The organism is Vibrio sp. B183, from assembly GCF_000740665.1.
GTDB lineage: Bacteria > Pseudomonadota > Gammaproteobacteria > Enterobacterales > Vibrionaceae > Vibrio > Vibrio coralliilyticus.
In genome coordinates, this window is record NZ_JPQB01000002.1 from 113,958 (window position 1) to 131,786 (window position 17,829).

The following is a 17,829-nucleotide window of genomic DNA, read 5'->3' on the forward strand; positions in this document are numbered from 1 at the left end:
AGCTCCCTTAATCACTAATGACAAACAGCTCAATATAAAGAGAAAATTTCAATCCGAACGTAAAAGCACTAACGCCACACTCGAATACGCGTAAGCAAATACTCGTGGCGGAATGAGCACAAAGATAACTCTGATGATAAAAATATTTTTGGCTTTCTCAACCTCAACTAAACTTAATTACTAAGAGGTTTGATGGAACAGACTGGTGTATAGATACCAAATTGGAAAATTGATTTTCCTTACTCTCAGCCTATGGAGTGGCCTAGGATGGGCTGCGCCATTACGACTCGCGCAAGACTTATGGCCTCCTTACGTCATGAACTCTGCACTTGGCAGCGGGATCGCCCATGATTTGGTGACAGAAGCGTTAGTCTCCGCTGGTTTTGAAATAGAATATTCTGTCAAACCCTGGTCTAGGGTGCTTAAAGAAACCATTAACGGCAAAAATGACGTCATCATCGCCATCTGGAAGACAGAACAACGCAACAAAGATTACTTATTCACAGAAGAATATATGTATAACCAGATGGCCTTTATTTCTCGTACCGACACCAACTTTGAATACAACTCAATGAACAGTTTGAAAGGCTTACGTGTTGCGTTAATCAACAACTATGCCTACGGCGCTGGATTGCGTGACTACAAAGAAATGATCCCAGCAGACTCGATAGACTTACCCAATAGCATCCGCTTGGTGCTTACCGATCGGGCAGACGTTCTCGTCACAGATGAAGCAGTGGGAAGATGGACAGTGAAAGAGATGCGAATCAAAAAGGACAGGCTTCATTTTAGCGAAGCCTACCTTGACTCTACCCCACTGCACGCCGCAGTGAGAAAAGATCATCCTCAAGCCGAGCAAATCGTGACAGCGCTCAACCTGTATTTTAAACATCACGCGGAGCAGAAACTTCATGATCTGCGAATAAAGTACGGTTTGACTGACTAGTACTTTCAGCTTAGAGGATTTTAAACCCGATTGATCGTAATGTCAGAAACGAAGCCATTGCCGAGGCTAGACAACGACGAATGAATCATCTCAGCGACGTCCTCTGCGCCCATAAAGCCGCTCGTGTTCACTTCCTTACCACTTGAGGGCCAGAATTCTGTATCCATACCGCCAGGGTACACCGCAATCAACTTCATTGGTTTGCCCTTCAGTTCTAGGCGCACCGATTCCAATAAACCTCTAACTGCCCACTTGACCGCACAATAAGTCGATTCCTGAGCTTTTGGTTGTTGAGCGGCTGTCGACATCACCATAACTACATTAACGGGTTTATCTTGGTATCGCTTGACCGCTTCTTGCAGCACATTAATTGCCGATTTCAGGTTATTGTCGATTAACGCTTGAATCGCATCAGGCTCTTGCTGCTCAAGCGGACCAAAGTACCCTGAGCCCGCACAGTGAATCAAAGTAGTCGGCTGGTCCTGAAAACCATCAAACAAATCAGAGACCGAGCTGTGATTAGCCAGATCACATGTTTGGTAGCTTGATTGCTCCGATAGCTGCGCGTCGACTGCTGCAAGCTTCTCTCGACTGCGACCAGTTAACAAAACCGCCTGCCCATCCGCATCAAGTCGTTTTGCTAGCGCCGCGCCCAATCCGCTGCTGCCACCTGTAATTACAATCATAATATTCCTTTCATGTTGCGCCTAACCATACTGGACCTAACAAAGCGTGCGATTGTCGATCAAGAGGTCGGCCAAGATTTAATCATCGGCTATTGATGCCTTTTGCCCATTACCGACGTATCATTGCTGATAGATTCTACTTGCCGTCAGGAATTATAAAAAGCATGAATAAACAGGAAGGGATGAAACGCCCAGTAGATATTGATAACTTGGCCGATCTTGCCCGAGCCTCTGACTACTCTTTGCTCAACACGCTTATCTGTGACCCAGATGCGACACAAGATGGCGAAGATCACTTCCCAAGACAGGTGTTTTCAGGTCATTACGTGCCAGTCAGACCTACTCCCATTTCTGACCCTGTCTATGTCAGCCACAGTCGCCCGTTTTTTAAAGAGCTCGGCTTGCAAGACAGCCTTGCACTAAGCGAAGAATTCAAACAGCTATTTTCTGGTGATGTGAGTCAGGTACCAGCTCCCATGCGCAACCTAGGCTGGGCGACAGGCTACGCCTTGTCTATCTTTGGTAATGAATACACAGAACAGTGCCCATTTAGAACGGGCAATGGTTATGGTGATGGACGTGCTATCTCAGTCTTTGAAGGAGTACTCAACCACCAGCGCTGGGAAATGCAGTTAAAAGGCGGTGGTCCAACACCATACTGCCGCGGTGCAGATGGCAGAGCGGTACTTCGTTCAAGTGTCCGCGAATTCCTTGCACAAGAACATATGCATGCTCTTGGGGTTTCTTCATCACGATCTTTAAGCTTATTTGTATCCCAATCGGAAACGGTTGATCGTCCTTGGTATCGTGAAGGCTCTCGCTCTCAAGATCCTGATGTCATGGTCTCAAACCCTGTGGCGATCTCAACTCGCGTCGCGCCGTCTTTCTTGCGTGTTGGTCAACTTGAACTCTTCGCGCGCCGTGCTCGTTGTCAGGAACATCCCAACGCTGTAGTTGAACTGGAGATGATGGCTTTACACATGATTGAACGAGAGTATGGCGATAAGATAGATGCTAACCTTCCTTTGACTGACAAAGCACTCCGGTTAGCCGTTGAGTTTCGCGAACGGCTCACGACATTAATTACACACTGGTTACGCGTCGGTTACTGTCAGGGCAACTTTAACAGTGACAACTGTGCAGTAGGTGGCTTCACCTTAGATTATGGTCCTTTCGGGTTTTGCGAACGTTTTGAACCTTATTTTCAACCTTGGACAGGTGGTGGTCGACACTTTGCCTTCTTTAACCAGCCATTGGCCGCCGAAAAGAACTTTGAATCATTCTGCTCCGCGTTAGAAGTGTTATTGCAGTCTTCCCCAGAGCTCATCCAACAATTGGATGAGATTCGCGATGGCTTCTCTTCACTCATGCAAGACAAAATTACTCAGATGTGGGCAGACAAATTGGGGCTCGACACATTTGATGCTCCGCTGTTTAACTCGCTACTCGCTCTGATGATGAAGACCCATGTCGATTACACTATGTTCTTCCGTGAGCTCTGTAATATTCCAGAGGATGTCTCTGAAATTGCCAAAAGTTTTTATGCTGAGCCTGATGAGTCATTAGAAAATGAGTGGAGTGAGTGGTTAACATCATGGCGTGAGTCACTGAATGTTGAAAAAGGTATTGAGGCTATCTCTCGGAACATGAAGCGAGTAAACCCTAAATACACTTGGCGCGAGTGGCTTATTGTCCCTGCTTATGAGCAAGCTAGACTGGGAGATTTTAAACTTATCCATGAGTTAGAAGAGATATTAGCTGACCCGTATGGTGAGCAATCTAAAGAGGTCGAAGAGAAATACTACAAGCTAAAACCGTTAGAGTATTTCGCAGCAGGCGGGGTCTCTCATTACAGCTGTTCTTCATAACCACTTTCAATAGTCACTGAACCAACAAAGTTTGCGCAAACCTTACCCCAGTAAAAACAGGCAAACATAAAAATTGAACAATAGCAGTTGCACACCAGTTGTATGCAACTGCATCATTTAATCAAACCATAGATTACGGGAGCAGGTTGAGCTCAAAATCACTCGTCTCACTCCATTCAGACCAATTCATGTCAGCGCTGCGAACACGTACTTTCCAATACCATCTATCACCATGTTTAATATCGAATTGTGGTGCTTGGTTGCCCTGACCTGAGAACCTATCGTATGAACTGATATGAGTCACTTTCTCACGACGCACAGTGCCCGCCGTGACTTCATTCCCTTCCACTGAATCATTCTCACTCATATGCTGATGTTCTTCGGTGTATTTATGATTACTCCATTTGTAAGCTTCATCACCACCGATATAGAACTTTTCAATAAAGTTAGCAAGCGCCAATTTTGTAAGATCCACGCCTTCTTGGCTATCCACTAGATCGCCTTCGCGCCATGTTGGATCTACTTCGTCTCCAGGATCTCCACCCGGTTTAGGTTTGGGCATTACATTGTGTTTACGCGTATGGTTACCCCATAAGTCATAGACATCGTTCTCAAACTTATCGTCTTTAGACAGCTGCCATTGCACTTCATAAATCGAATCTGGATCACTATGGCTAATTTCAAGCATGATGTCCTTGGTATTTACTTCACCATTAGGAGAGATGATCTGTGGAGCCGGAAGCACCGTCTTACCCGGGTTCACTGTAACTTCGTCTGTCATTTCAAACCCATCCTGAAGTGAACCGTATCCACCCACTTTATTCTCCACCGTTGCAGAGTATCGTTTCATATTGACGCTCTCGCTGCCGCCAGCGTTAAAGGTCAATATGTTGAAGCCAAATTCACTTCTACTGATAGCAAAGGTATTGTAATCATGAACATCGTAGAGCATATGATTGTCATGAATTGGCTCACGATAACCTTGTGATGTTGATACATTAACCCAAAGGTGATTGGTGTCCATCGATTGTCCACGCGAATAAGCATGCGTATGCCCAAAGAAATGCCCAGAAATATTCCCTGTATCTTTTGAGTATTTTTCTGTTTCCGCGACTAACTCACAAGAGCCCAAGCTCTCACCGGTGATCCATAGCTCAGACAAACATGGGTGGTGGAACATGGAAAATACATACTTTATGTTTTCGTTGTTTTTCGTCGAATTCAGTTTCTCGCTCAACCACTGACGTTGGGTCGCCATTACATCCTTTTGAAAATTTGAGTGATCGTGCGAGATTGGAAAACTGTCTAAGCCGATAATACGTAAACGCCCCAAGTCCATCGAATACCAAGTCTCTTTGTATCCTTCTACTTCATTTGTCGGTTTTTCAAAGAAGTGTTTGTATATACTTAAATTTGAACCGTCATAATAGTCGTGATTACCTGGAACCGTAATTAGTGGGACATAAGGAGTAATATTCTTCATTTGTTCAAAAAGTTCATAGCGCCACTGCGCCATAACATTACCAGTAGAGACAATATCCCCTGCAATAGTTATTGCTGATATTTTTTCAGCACATATTGCTTCATTATCCTCACATGCATAAGGAATAATACCTTTATTAACCACATCGGCGAGTACACCTATCGTATCACCATTTTGGGTATCTCCTATTGCCACAATATTCAACTCTGTATTATCCCCCTGATTAGGGAGAGTTTTAAATGCGTACGTAGGAGACTTGGATTCTATTTTTTCTTCATCTTGAGGGTTAAGCGCAACGATAAAGTATTCATACATCGTTGATGGTTTTAGCCCTTCGAGCACAGCTGTTCGAGTATCGGAAATAGACTCATCAATCAACTCGGCATCTACCACGATGAAACCATCAGAACTACCCTTAGGCCTAGCCCAAACTTGAGTATGCTTATCGACGGTCTCGAAACGTACTGTCATGCTGTCACTACTAGGCATTTGTAGATACGGATGAATGATGAAGTTGACCTGCTCCCTAGTATTCAAAGAGACTACGTTGTCTTCCTCCTGGCAGCCAATCAGTGTCAGCACTAAAGATAAAACTATTATTTGGTTTTTCAAAAGTTACTCTCTACTAAAAATTTAAAGAGCGACAAATATTGGTCAATTTTGATTTTAAATTGATGACATTAAATTTAACTCTTTTATTAAAAAATATTTCAGAAAGAAAAAATATTAATATAATTTTATTAGATAAATACAAGAAAAATATATCTAGTAAAATTAAGAATAAAAGAATTTACAAAATAGAAATGAGTTTATATATATGGTGGTTAGGGATAAATTAATACTATTTAAAATATCTATTGGTCGAGTTAGTTCGAAGTATTTTACTCAATTAAAATTTCAGAATAAAAATGAGCCTGCTAAGTATTAATCAACACATAACAGGCTCATATTCAATACAATTAAGCGACTTCGATTGGGCCACCAAATGAGGTTACTGGTGGAACCTTACCAGTGAACTTCTCGAAATCAACGATACAGGTGTTGGCAGAGGTTGCCTGAGCAAGCTCTGAAGAACCAATATCCATTGTTAGCGTATTCGGGTCGCCGTAAGTACAGATCGCACCTTCTTTTTCGTTCAGAGGACCATACCATGCGCCCTCTTCGATACGGATAACGCCACGAGCATAGCTATCCATAAGCACAGCCCCTGCCAGCAATTGACCACGGTCGTTAAACACGCGAACCAAGTCACCGTCTTTGATACCTTTCTCTTTGGCATCCTGAGGGTTGATGTAAACCGGCTCACGACCTTGCACCGCGTAGGTAGCACGGAACTCTTCCGACTCACACATCTGCGAGTGTAGGCGTTTATCAGGGTGACACGATTGCAGCCAGAATGGGAACTTGTCTGAACCCGGTCCACCATGTGAGCGTTCTGTCTTTTCAAACCACATTGGGTGTTCCTGACAGTGCTCATAGCCATAACGACCAATCTTACGGGAGGTGATCTCAATAAAGCCAGAAGGAGTACCAAGTGCGTTAATTTCTGGATCTTCACGGAAATCAGCGTGTCGAACCCAAGGTTTACCTTCGCCGAAATCAAGAACGCTCTGTTCCCAGAAATCGTCGAACGATGGCATGTCGAACTTACCTTTGTTAGCCGCACGACAGTCATCATACAATGAGCGAACCCACTGCATTTCATCCATACCACGCGTGTACTCGTTATGGCGACCAAATCGACGGCTGAGCTCGGTGAAGATCTCGAAGTCTGTCTTAGATTGGAACAATGGATCCACTAGGCGGTGCATCGCAATCAAACCTTTACCTGAATATGAGCCGTAGACGTCGATGTCATTACGTTCAAACTGGGTACAAGCTGGTAGAACGATATCAGAGAATCGACACGTTGCAGTCCAAGCGAACTCCACAGTCACCACGGTCTGAAGCTGCTTGAAGGCCTTCTTCATACGGTTGCGATCTTGGTGGTGATGCCATGGGTTGTTACCTGAAATCACCATCATTTTGTAACCCGGTAACTTCACTTTACTACCGTTGTAGCGAATTTCTTTACCCGGTTCCAACAGACAGTCAATCCAACGGGCAACAGGAATGGTTTTGCTGTAACCGTTATAGTCATTGTTGTCCCATTTTGGCTTCATACCTTGGTCAAGGTTACGTGGGAAACCACCCGGTGCAGCGAAGCCAGTTGAAGGTACGCCGATACCAGAATAGTGGTGACCATAAGAAATACCACCACCCGGAAGACCAATTTGACCAACCATTGCAGCAACTACTGCCGCCGCCCAATAAGGCTGCTCACCGTGCTCCTGACGCTGAATACACCATCCCATCAGGATCTGTGTGCGACCATTAACTAGCATGCGCGCAAATTCACGGATCTTGTCAGCGCTTACGCCACAGATCTCAGCCGCCCACTCCGGTGTTTTTTCAAGTTTGTCTTTCGTTTCACCTTGAACGTACTTAATAAACTCGTCGAAACCAAGGCAGTAGGTATCAATGAACTTCTGATCGTGAAGTTTTTCGTTGTACAACACATGAGCGACCGCCAACATAAACGCAACGTCAGTCATTGGGTTAATGTACAAGTGATCATTTTGTAGAAAACGCTGAGTTTTGTTTTTCACTGGGTCAACAGAAAGTACGTTGATTTCGCCTTTAGCGACTTTCTCTTTCAGTTGCTCCAAGTAAGGGAATGACTGGTGAGTTTCACAGTTCCAACCAACCTGAAGGTTCTTCACCGGATCATTAGCCCATAGGATGATGTTGTCTGAGTTTTCCAGAATCTCAGACCACGATGTACCTTGAGCGTAAACTTCCGTCGAGCCCAGAACGTAAGGCAGAATCGTCTGACCTGCACCCGTTGAGTAGTCACCAACTTTAGTAATGAAGTTACCATGCATACCTACCGCACGTTGCATGTGGCTGGTACAGCTATGGAATTGACCGGTCTGACGCCAACCCGTTTGGCCTGCGTGCAATGCCCAAGGTCCATAGTCTTTCTGAATGCGCTCTAACTCACGGTAGAACAGATCCAAAGCTTCATCCCAAGTAACACGAATAAAACGGTTGTCGCCGCGAGTTTCGGCACTGTACTTGTGCTTTTTCAACCAATCTAGGCGCACCATTGGGTAGCGGACACGAGACGGGTTATAAATAACACCTTTGATACCGTTGATCATATCAGTTGGGTTGGTATCGGTTTCTAGCGGCTTGATCTCTTGAACTTTACCCGCGTAGATATGGGCACGGAATGCGCCCCAGTGAGAACCGGAGACTTTCCAAGTTCCTGTCGTTTCAGCTGCGCTTGCAGAAGCAGATGCCAATAAGCTTGGACCGATTACTGACGCTGCACTGGTCGTTGCTACACCTTTAAGAAAACTTCTTCGTGTAATAGCCATTTCAATTACTCCATCCGACGCTTATTAGTGATGACCTTCAGCAAAATCTGAAGAGTGCTTCTGTAGGTACTTCAATACTAGGGCTTCGCTATCTGTGTCGAAGTTAACAAACGCCAACATACCATTGAACATACCAGGCCAAGTGTTCGCATCGAAGTGCGCTTCATCAGGCTGAGTGTGACAAACTGAACAGTTGGTCTTATACGCTTCGCTCGCTTTTTCCCAGATTGGAGTGACGTCGTTTAGCATTGCTTCTTTTTTCATCCAAACGGTTGCTGCCACTTTCTCCCATGGAAGACCAGTTAGCTCATCGACTTTTTTCTCGCCTTTTGTAACCACATCATCACTGGTTGCCGCTTCTTTAAGTAGTGAACCAACTGCGATGTTCATACCAAAGTCTTCCTGAATAACTCGACCAAAGCCTTTTGCTTTGCGCCAGCCATCAATTTCAACTTTCATCATTTCGCCCTTGTCTTCTAGAACTGTAACTGTCGATGCTGGGTTAAGCAGGCCCGCTTCTTCAGCACCCGTTTCATCAAAGTAGACAGGTAAATGGCGAACGCTCACCAAAGCGTTACCCACCGAGTAATCTGTGCTGGAAGTCAGCTGCTCCAGCTCACCAACAATCCCACCAATACTATCCATACCGGCTGGAAGCTTGTGGGCAATACCTTTATGACAGTCAACACAACTCTGATCTTTTTCCGCCGCTTGCTTCATTTGTATGCGAGCCGTTGGGGACATTTGTTCGAAGTCCATTGACTCATAGTTGTGGCAGTTTTTGCACTCCAAGGATTTGTTCGCAGAGAAACGATCCCATTCGTGTTTAGCGAGTTCGATACGGCGCTCTTCAAATACACCTGGTTCGTCGTAGTTACCAAACACTTGGGCGAATACTTCTTTAGAGGCTTGCATCTTACGAGCAATTTTATCAGTCCAGTTATGAGGAACGTGACAGTCAGGACAAGTAGCGCGAACACCGGAATGGTTTTTCCAGTGAACAGTTTCCTGAAGTTCAACGTATACGTTGTCACGCATGGTATGACAGCTGATACAGAATTCTTCGGTGTTCGTTGCTTCTAGTGCTGTGTTGAAACCGCCCCAGAAGATGACACCTGCGATAAAACCGCCCATAGTCAGCACGCCAAGGCTTATATGCACTGCTGGGCGCGTCATGGTACGCCACAGTTTAACGATAAATGATTTCATGGTTTGCTCTCTTAAAATCTTTTCAAAAATGTGGAAATGAGCTCACTGGCTTACATGCCATGGGCACCAGGTGGTCCAAAGAAGAATACTTGCAGCATCCAAACAATGAATCCGTAGCCGCCTACGAAAGCCACACTTAGAACCGGGAAGAGAACAACCGCGATGAAGAGAAAAGACTTCCACTCCAGCGAGCGTTTTTCACCACTCTCAATTTTGTTAACATCACTCATACATTTGCCTATTTTGTATTTAGTGTTATTGGATAGCTCTTGTAACCGAGCTAACGTTTTTTACAATCTCTAGATAAAAATGTTAGACCATACTAATCGTAGGGTTCAATTAAATCCGCCCCACCACACCTTGTTATTCAACACTTTTTTGAGCTCATCCAGAGATGTGTTTGATTAATAATTCATATATCAACATGCATAAGTTTATGAAGATTTATTAACAGGAAAACATTGTTAAAAAAACAACCAGCAAACAACAAATAAGTAACATTTTGCGTGTGTTTTTAAGGATGTAGCACGTTATCCACCCCAGAAAAGAACACCTAAATGTTAATAAGTTGTATCGGGCAATGTATAAAATTCAGGCAGCTTAACCATGTAAACGTCGAATGTACTAGAACTGAATCGGGCACTTTTTCGTGGAATTCGACCCTTACTAAAGTTTTTAGGTATACAATGCGCATTGAAATTTTGGGGGGAGAAATCATGAGCGGTGTTGTAGATATTTCTTGGCCACTGCTGGCATTATTTTTTTGTACTCTGACGATCCCAGTACTCATCAGTCGCTATTACCGGCTTAATATCGAAAGAGAAGCGCTCATTAGCGTCGCTAGAATGACCATACAGCTATTGTTGGTCGGTGTTTACCTTCAGTACTTGTTCAGTATAAACAGCCTGCTTGTAAACGTTTTGTGGTTGCTGGTCATGACTTTAATTGGTGCGAGCTCCATCATCAGCAAGGCTAAGCTGCCTAGGAAGCCTTTAATGTACCCTGTTACCGCTGGTTTACTCGTCGGCCTTTTACCCATTCTGATACTCATCTGTGTCGTGATCGTTCAGCCACAACCGCTCTTTAATGCACAGTATCTGATCCCCTTGGCGGGAATGCTTCTGGGAAATTCACTGAGCGGCAATATCGTCGCATTACAGAATATGTTTACCTCAATCGATACTCGTCGCAGTGAATATGAGGCTGCGCTTGCCTTAGGCGCTTCTCCTCAGTTCGCCACATTACCCTTTGTAAGAGAGTCGATTAAAAAGTCCCTAGCTCCCACTTTGGCCTCAATGACCACTAGCGGCCTAGTTACATTGCCAGGAATGATGACAGGCCAGATTTTAGGAGGAGCAAGCCCACTTATCGCGATCAAGTATCAGTTAATGATCATGGTCGCGATCTTTGTCATGCTGTCTGTCTCCATCAGTTTGACCCTCAGCTTATCTGTTCGAAGCTGCATTAATAAAGAAGGAAGAGTCTTAGTGGATCTTAATAACACACCGTCATGACAATAAGGATCCACGAGTAGAAAAGATCTTATCCACAGAATCTGTGGATAACCATGTCATACTACTCAGGATAACTTCGATTCTTCCTCTCAAACGTATTCTAGTCAGTAAAAATGTTAGTATTCATATGCATATGAATTAGCTCAAACGACGTCATAAAACCGTCAAATCCCGAGATTATGCTTTAGACAATTGATCTTGTGAGGTTAAAAACATGCAACTTGACGCTTTCTATCGCCCTAACGACGTAGTCCAACTGGAAAACGAAGATAGTCGTGACTGGTTAGTCTCTCTACCAGAAGAAATATTGGAAATGGATGACATCATTGAAGAGCCGTGGGGGCAACTTCATTGAGATCCGCAAGATCAAAAAAGGCTCGTTCTTCAACGAGCCTTTATTCATTCAATTCGGGTTAGTCTCTCAGATAAATCATCCAATACCACATCCCAACAAAGACACCGCCGCCAATGATGTTACCGAGAGTCACAGGTATAAGGTTGTTGGTGATAAAGTTGAGCAAATTCAAATCCGCGTAATCAGCAATATTCGCTCCCGTCATCTGCCAAAACTCAGCAGGTGCAAAAAACTTGATACCAATAGCCATCGGCACCTGAAACATGTTTGCGATGCAATGCTCAAACCCAGCAGAGACGAACATCGCCACAGGTAAAATCATCACAGCAATTTTATCTGTCAGTGTACGCCCACTAAATGTCATCCAAACCGCGATGCAGACTAAAACATTACACATAATGCCCAGCGCGACCGCCGAAACAAAACTGTGATGCAGTTTGTGCTGAGAGATAGCCATAGCATTGAGGCCAACTTGGCCGCCATCGAACATATACTGCTTGGTTAGCAACATACACACCACTAGCAATAACGCACCGATGAGGTTTCCACTGTACACAACAGCCCAGTTTTTCATCAGCATTTTCCACGTAATCTTACCACTCGCACGGGCAACCAAGGTGAGAACTGAACTGGTAAACAACTCGCCACCGGTAACGACAACGAGTATCAAACCTAAACTGAATGCTAATCCACCTAACAAGCGAGTAAGGCCCCAAGGTAAGTCCCCGGCCCCAGTCGTGACTATTGTGTAGAAGACAAACGCAATACCAATATGAATACCAGCCGAAATGGCCAGAAGAAACGACTTCATCGGGTCTTTCGTCACTTTACCTACACCGATTTCAGCGGCACGTTCCGCCATCTGTGGCGGCAATAGAGAATCAAACTGGTTTAAGTTCATCATGGTAAAACATTTAAATTAATGTGGATTTGTGGGCGCGGATAATTACTCTTATTGTGCTCAATTTCAAGCCTTAATTCCCTGCGCGCAACGAAGTGGCTTTAAAACAATAAAAACTTCGAGTGTTTGTCAGGTTTAGAATAATAAAAGAAGGTAAAATAAGAACCTTTAAAATGAGTAATATTACATTAAATCAATTGGTTAGAATTCATTTTAAGCCAGTAATATTTTCATCAAAGGCATTTAGTCAATTTCTTCATATCAACCTTCACCGTTATGAAGTTTAAGCATTAAGAAAAACACCTTAAACACAGTTAAACAGTTGGTCAATAACTAATCTAATCAACGTCTATTTTTATGCAAATTAAGGGGTAGATAACATTTCTCTTTGCCCATAATTGATGAATACCAATACGAGGATTATGGTTGTTTTAATACTTTCTCTAAGGAATTCATTATGAAATATACCGCTGATAAGATCGCCGAGTTAAACCTGTTACTTCAATTCGACATTAGCAGCGCCGCTACTGGCATTAAAGTTCATCATGATGCATCAGAAGATATGCAATCGGCGGTTCAACGACTATTTGATAAAGGCCTATGTACTCTCCCTGACGGCGGTTACCTCACTGACGAGGGCATCGAAATTGCCGAACATGCAGACAAAATTTTACGCGTTTTATCTAGTTAGATTTATCTATCGTAGGAACACTGCTTAAGGCGTTCTTGTTGTCAGTCGGTTTCTTTAACCGACTGACGATTGAGTCTATATCTATTTTTTCCAATCCTTGATTAAATATTTCTCTTATCGCTTTACCTTCCGGCTGATTTTTAAACGCCATATAAAGCTGCTTATTCTCAAGCAACCTAGCATTCATTCTCAAACGTTTCCTCAACAGCCCCTCTCGCACATCAACACTGATAAGATATTCTAGGACATTCGGGTCAATCACGGCCGCATCCAGTCTTCCTTTGGCTACTTTATGAATGTTTCTGGTGTCATTAGCTGATGCCTCCACTTGTAGGTGGCCTTCTGCCACCATTTGGTCAAACTCTTTGGTATTGATATAACCTTGTACAACACCAATGCGAAGGAATCTGAGATCAGAGAGACTTTGCCACTTAATCGGAAAGCGGGTATTTTCGACAAAACCCAATGGGCCACTGCCTATAGAGTCAGAGAAAACAAAATCAGAGGTTTCAAAAAAGTACTCGGGGAAATAGCCCATGTACCTGTCAGATTTAGTGGCTAATGCCACAGCTCTGACCCAAGGTTGAAAGTCTACCACCAGCTCGTATCCCATTGCGGCAAAAGCTTCGCGAGCAACGGCAACAGAGTAACCATTTTCAGGCAAGTCTGCGCCTGAATAAGGTGGCCACTCTAGAGATGTCATATAAACTTTTTGTTCGGCCGCTACACTTGAGCAAAACAAGGTGGCCCATAACAAACACCACTTCATGTACTTACCTAAAAAGTCGAGTGTCAAAACGCACCCAATACTTAATAATAGACTCAATAATAAGAGATTGGGTTTGTTGGTTTAGCGAAGCAAAGGCTATGAAACCATCAAACTAACTGTTGATTATTCTCAACGTCTTTAAGATAGTTAAATGGAAAATCACTTTGGACAAGGACTTAGTGTGAAAAACATATTGATCATTGGTGGCGGATGGCTAGGTAAGCCTCTCGCCCATTACCTAGAAACCATAGGGCACAAAGTGTATGTGAGCCGCACCACTGATGATGGTGTAAAAGAGCTGGAAGCTCAGCATCTCACAGGGCTAAAAATCGACTTACAGACTAATCCGGATATTGTCGCTCAAGCCATTAGTAACACTAAAGCGGACATTGTGATTGGCTGTTTCCCTCCCGGTTTTAGAAAAGGGATGGGACAACAGTACGCTCAACACTGGAATATGCTCTGCCAGGCTTGCCTGGTTGCTCAGGTTAAAAAAGTCATCATGGTCAGCTCGACCACCGTATACCCCAACCTAGCTGACGCATTAGATGAAGATGCTGCCTCTCTCAATAAAGCGTACAGCAGCAACTTATTCTCGGAAAAAGCAGCTACGATGCTGCAAGCAGAGCAGTATGTAATTGATTCAGGGCTTGATTACGGCGTTGTCCGCTGTAGTGGGCTCGTTGGACCTGATCGTCACCCTTCTCGCTTTGTCGATAAATTGAAGCAAGTCAGTGAACTTGCTCCAGCCAATATGCTTCATCTGACCGATGCTATAGGTGCAACAAGCTTCGTTGCTCTCAACTGCAAGAACATTGTAATCAATGCGACGACACCCAACACAGTTAGCAAGGCAGAGTTTTATCAAGCAGCGCTTAACAATGTCGGCTCTGATGTCCGCCTACCACCTGTTGTACAACAAGCAGACAAACGAATTCTAGCGGATCGCTTGCAAAAATTGGGCTATCGCTTTCATTACCAGCACACTTTAGAACTTGTATAGCACTGGGAATCCGATATGAGCACCAAGCTTTTCCAACACATAGAAAACCTGTGGGATTACATGCAACTCGCTCAGCCATTACATAAAGCTGACTGCCTATTTGTACTTGGTAGCAACGACGTTAGGGTTGCAGAGCATGCAGCAAAACTTTATCACGATGGTTGGGCAAATAAGATTGTATTTTCTGGGGGCGTTGGACGACTAACAGACGGTATTTTTGATCAAACCGAGGCACATACTTTTGCTGCTATAGCTAGAGATCTCGGGGTACCCTCAATTGATATCATCCTCGAAGATCAAGCGACCAATACCGGTGAAAATATACAGTTAACGGCCAAACTTCTCACCGAACTTTGCTACGATTTTCGCTCATTCATATTGGTCCAAAAGCCCTATATGGAGAGGCGAGCTTACGCTACTTTCATGAAACAATGGCCAAATGAAGTCAACCATGTCTGCGTGACATCCCCTAAAACCGCTTTTATTGATTACTTTAGTGAAGAGATACCTCTTGATGTTACCGTTGAAGCTATGTTGGGTGATTTTGAGCGAATAAAAGAATACCCCAAAAAAGGATTCCAGATAGAACAGGAAATACCACTACACATTGAGACGTCCTATCTCGCATTAAGATCCGTTTTCAATTGACACAAAAAAGCCAGAGCTTCAAACGCTCTGGCTTTTTCATTAAACACACGACTTAGTGTACAGCCGCCTCTTTTTCACTTAAGTACTTAAACTTAAGCTCATCTTTCTTCAGATTGACTTTCACGGTGCCGCCGTCAACCAACGTACCGAACAGCAGCTCATTGGCAAGAGGCTTCTTCAGTTGTTCTTGAATAACACGTCCCATAGGACGCGCACCCATCGCCTTGTCGTAACCTTTCAGTGCTAACCAATGACGTGCATCATCCGATACTTCTAGTGATACACCACGCGCATCCAGTTGCGCCTGAAGTTCGACAATAAACTTATCAACCACCTGATGGATAACATGTTCATCAAGACTGTTAAACCAGATGATGTTGTCCAGACGGTTACGGAATTCTGGTGTAAACACCTTCTTGATCTCTGAAATCGCATCATGGCTGTGATCCTGCTGGATCAGACCGATGGATTTCTTGACCGTTTCCTGAACGCCTGCGTTGGTTGTCATCACAAGAATGACGTTGCGGAAGTCCGCTTTGCGACCGTTATTATCCGTCAAGGTACCATTATCCATAACCTGAAGAAGCAGGTTAAAGATATCTGGGTGAGCTTTTTCAATTTCGTCCAGAAGTACAACAGAGTGCGGATGTTTGATTACCGCGTCGGTTAACAAACCACCTTGATCGTAACCAACATACCCCGGTGGCGCACCAATCAAGCGGCTCACAGAGTGGCGTTCGCCATATTCAGACATATCGAAACGAAGTAGTTCAATACCCATCAGTTTAGACAGCTGAACCGTGACTTCCGTTTTACCCACCCCAGTTGGGCCTGCAAACAAGAATGACCCCACAGGTTTGTTATCGGCACCAAGACCAGCACGTGTTAGCTTGATGGCTTCGCTCAGAACGTCAATGGCGTCATCCTGACCAAATACCAGCATCTTCATCTTCTCATCCAGATTCTGAAGAATCTCTTTATCGGAGGAAGACACTGACTTTTCAGGAATACGGGCCATTTTCGCGACCATAGCCTCAATGTCGGCCACACCAACAGTTTTCTTACGACGGCTCGCAGGCGCTAGGCGGTGACGAGCCCCAGCTTCGTCAATCACGTCAATCGCTTTATCTGGTAAATGGCGCTCGTTGATATATTTCGCCGAAAGCTCTACCGCAGCACGAAGTGCTTTGTTGGTGTAGCGCACCTCATGGTGAGCTTCATACTTAGGCTTCAGGCCCATCAGGATTTTCGTTGTGTCATCAAGCGATGGTTCAACAATATCAATCTTCTGGAAACGGCGAGACAGGGCACGTTCTTTTTCAAAGATGTTGCTGTATTCCTGATACGTGGTTGAACCGATACAACGCAATTTACCGCTACTTAGCAGAGGCTTAATCAGGTTAGCAGCGTCAACTTGACCACCAGATGCTGCACCAGCACCAATAATGGTATGGATCTCATCAATGAAAAGAATCGCGTCGTCTTCTTTCTCTAGTTGCTTAAGAATGGCTTTGAAACGTTTTTCAAAATCACCACGATACTTGGTGCCAGCCAGTAGCGAACCGATATCCAGAGAATAAATTACACTATTCTTAATAATTTCAGGCACTTGCCCTTCAACAATTCTCCACGCCAAACCTTCAGCAATGGCTGTCTTACCGACGCCCGCTTCACCCACTAGAAGAGGATTGTTTTTGCGGCGGCGACACAATACTTGAATAGTTCTTTCTAGCTCTTTGTCTCGACCGATCAGTGGATCAATCTGGCCTTGCTTAGCAAGCTGGTTCAAGTTGGAAGCAAAACTCTCTAGGCGCTCTTCCGAACCTGCTTCTTCAGTACTGTCACTGCTACTGAAAGAGTCAGATGAAGAAGAGTCATCACCTGAGCTTGATGCTTTGGTAATACCGTGTGAAATAAAGTTAACGATATCCAGACGGCTAATATCATTCTTCTTCAGAAGATAAGCCGCATGAGACTCTTGTTCACTAAAGATAGCGACCAAAACATTGGCGCCTGTTACTTCACTGCGTCCTGAAGACTGCACGTGGAACACCGCGCGCTGCAGGACACGTTGAAAACTTAATGTAGGTTGGGTTTCGCGAGTTTCATCATTTTCAGGGATAAGAGGAGTTGTCTGATCAATGAAGATATCTAACTCGCTTCTTAATGCATCGATATCTGCCTGACAGGCAAGAAGGGCTTCCCTTGCAGCATCGTTTTCCAACAATGCTAGCAGGAGGTGCTCGACAGTCATGAACTCATGTCGTTTGTCTCTAGCGCGGGAGAATGCGCCGTTTAGACTCGACTCTAACTCTTTATTCAGCATAAGTACCT

At 44.3% G+C, this 17,829-nt stretch carries 15 protein-coding genes; 7 read left to right on the forward strand and 8 right to left on the reverse strand.

All coding sequences use genetic code 11. The annotated features are described in order from the left end of the window. Positions 1-205 precede the first annotated feature (205 nt). On the forward strand, positions 206-946 hold the full coding sequence (locus IX95_RS00685; RefSeq protein WP_038156019.1) for a substrate-binding periplasmic protein: 741 nt from the start codon (positions 206-208) through the stop codon (positions 944-946). A gap of 20 nt (positions 947-966) precedes the next feature. Here the strand turns inward: IX95_RS00685 and IX95_RS00690 are convergent, their stop codons facing one another. Beyond that, positions 967-1,632, reverse strand: a complete 666-nt coding sequence (locus IX95_RS00690; protein ID WP_038156021.1) for an SDR family NAD(P)-dependent oxidoreductase — start codon at positions 1,630-1,632, stop codon at positions 967-969. A 164-nt stretch (positions 1,633-1,796) separates the two neighbouring features. Here IX95_RS00690 and IX95_RS00695 point away from each other — a divergent pair, with 164 nt between their 5' ends. Then, positions 1,797-3,500 (forward strand): protein adenylyltransferase SelO family protein, encoded by a 1,704-nt coding sequence (locus IX95_RS00695; protein WP_038156023.1) that lies wholly within the window; start codon positions 1,797-1,799, stop codon positions 3,498-3,500. Between the two features lie 133 nt (positions 3,501-3,633). Here IX95_RS00695 and IX95_RS00700 read toward each other — a convergent pair whose 3' ends face one another. The 4 genes from IX95_RS00700 to torE all read right to left on the reverse strand — a co-directional run bounded on the left by IX95_RS00700 (position 3,634) and on the right by torE (position 9,844). Then, positions 3,634-5,595: a metallophosphoesterase family protein gene (locus tag IX95_RS00700; RefSeq protein WP_152561989.1), complete on the reverse strand. Its 1,962-nt coding sequence runs from the start codon at positions 5,593-5,595 to the stop codon at positions 3,634-3,636. A gap of 347 nt (positions 5,596-5,942) precedes the next feature. Beyond that, complete coding sequence (gene torA / locus IX95_RS00710) at positions 5,943-8,405, reverse strand: trimethylamine-N-oxide reductase TorA (RefSeq protein WP_021454981.1); 2,463 nt, start codon at positions 8,403-8,405, stop codon at positions 5,943-5,945. A 24-nt stretch (positions 8,406-8,429) separates the two neighbouring features. Beyond that, positions 8,430-9,614 carry a pentaheme c-type cytochrome TorC gene (gene torC, locus IX95_RS00715; protein ID WP_006962865.1) on the reverse strand — a complete coding sequence of 395 codons (1,185 nt, stop codon included), beginning with the start codon at positions 9,612-9,614 and terminating at the stop codon, positions 8,430-8,432. Positions 9,615-9,664: 50 nt separating this feature from the next. Continuing rightward, complete coding sequence (torE, locus tag IX95_RS00720) at positions 9,665-9,844, reverse strand: trimethylamine N-oxide reductase system protein TorE (protein ID WP_006962866.1); 180 nt, start codon at positions 9,842-9,844, stop codon at positions 9,665-9,667. A 486-nt stretch (positions 9,845-10,330) separates the two neighbouring features. Here torE and IX95_RS00725 point away from each other — a divergent pair, with 486 nt between their 5' ends. Both IX95_RS00725 and IX95_RS26600 read left to right on the forward strand, forming a co-directional pair. Further along, entirely contained in the window at positions 10,331-11,128 is a 798-nt protein-coding gene (locus IX95_RS00725; RefSeq protein WP_038156328.1) for an ABC transporter permease, read from the forward strand. 214 nt (positions 11,129-11,342) lie between these two features. Then, positions 11,343-11,483, forward strand: coding sequence for a hypothetical protein (locus tag IX95_RS26600; protein ID WP_019275766.1), 141 nt, complete (start codon positions 11,343-11,345; stop codon positions 11,481-11,483). A gap of 58 nt (positions 11,484-11,541) precedes the next feature. Here the strand turns inward: IX95_RS26600 and focA are convergent, their stop codons facing one another. Beyond that, positions 11,542-12,384: a formate transporter FocA gene (focA, locus tag IX95_RS00730; RefSeq protein WP_029236100.1), complete on the reverse strand. Its 843-nt coding sequence runs from the start codon at positions 12,382-12,384 to the stop codon at positions 11,542-11,544. Between the two features lie 457 nt (positions 12,385-12,841). Between focA and IX95_RS00735 the strand changes: the two genes are divergently transcribed. Further along, positions 12,842-13,075 carry a TIGR02647 family protein gene (locus tag IX95_RS00735; RefSeq protein ID WP_006962874.1) on the forward strand — a complete coding sequence of 78 codons (234 nt, stop codon included), beginning with the start codon at positions 12,842-12,844 and terminating at the stop codon, positions 13,073-13,075. Here the strand turns inward: IX95_RS00735 and IX95_RS00740 are convergent. Continuing rightward, on the reverse strand, positions 13,068-13,844 hold the full coding sequence (locus IX95_RS00740) for a substrate-binding periplasmic protein (RefSeq protein WP_006962875.1): 777 nt from the start codon (positions 13,842-13,844) through the stop codon (positions 13,068-13,070). The genes IX95_RS00735 and IX95_RS00740 overlap by 8 nt on opposite strands. Before the next feature lie 181 nt (positions 13,845-14,025). Between IX95_RS00740 and IX95_RS00745 the strand changes: the two genes are divergently transcribed. Then, a complete protein-coding gene (locus IX95_RS00745; RefSeq protein ID WP_038156330.1) occupies positions 14,026-14,847 on the forward strand; it encodes an NAD-dependent epimerase/dehydratase family protein in 822 nt (273 codons plus the stop codon). 15 nt (positions 14,848-14,862) lie between these two features. Continuing rightward, entirely contained in the window at positions 14,863-15,495 is a 633-nt protein-coding gene (locus IX95_RS00750; RefSeq protein WP_038156029.1) for a YdcF family protein, read from the forward strand. 52 nt (positions 15,496-15,547) lie between these two features. On the opposite strand, the gene clpA is transcribed toward IX95_RS00750, so the two are convergent. Next, positions 15,548-17,821: an ATP-dependent Clp protease ATP-binding subunit ClpA gene (gene clpA, locus IX95_RS00755; RefSeq protein WP_006962878.1), complete on the reverse strand. Its 2,274-nt coding sequence runs from the start codon at positions 17,819-17,821 to the stop codon at positions 15,548-15,550. Positions 17,822-17,829 lie beyond the last annotated feature (8 nt).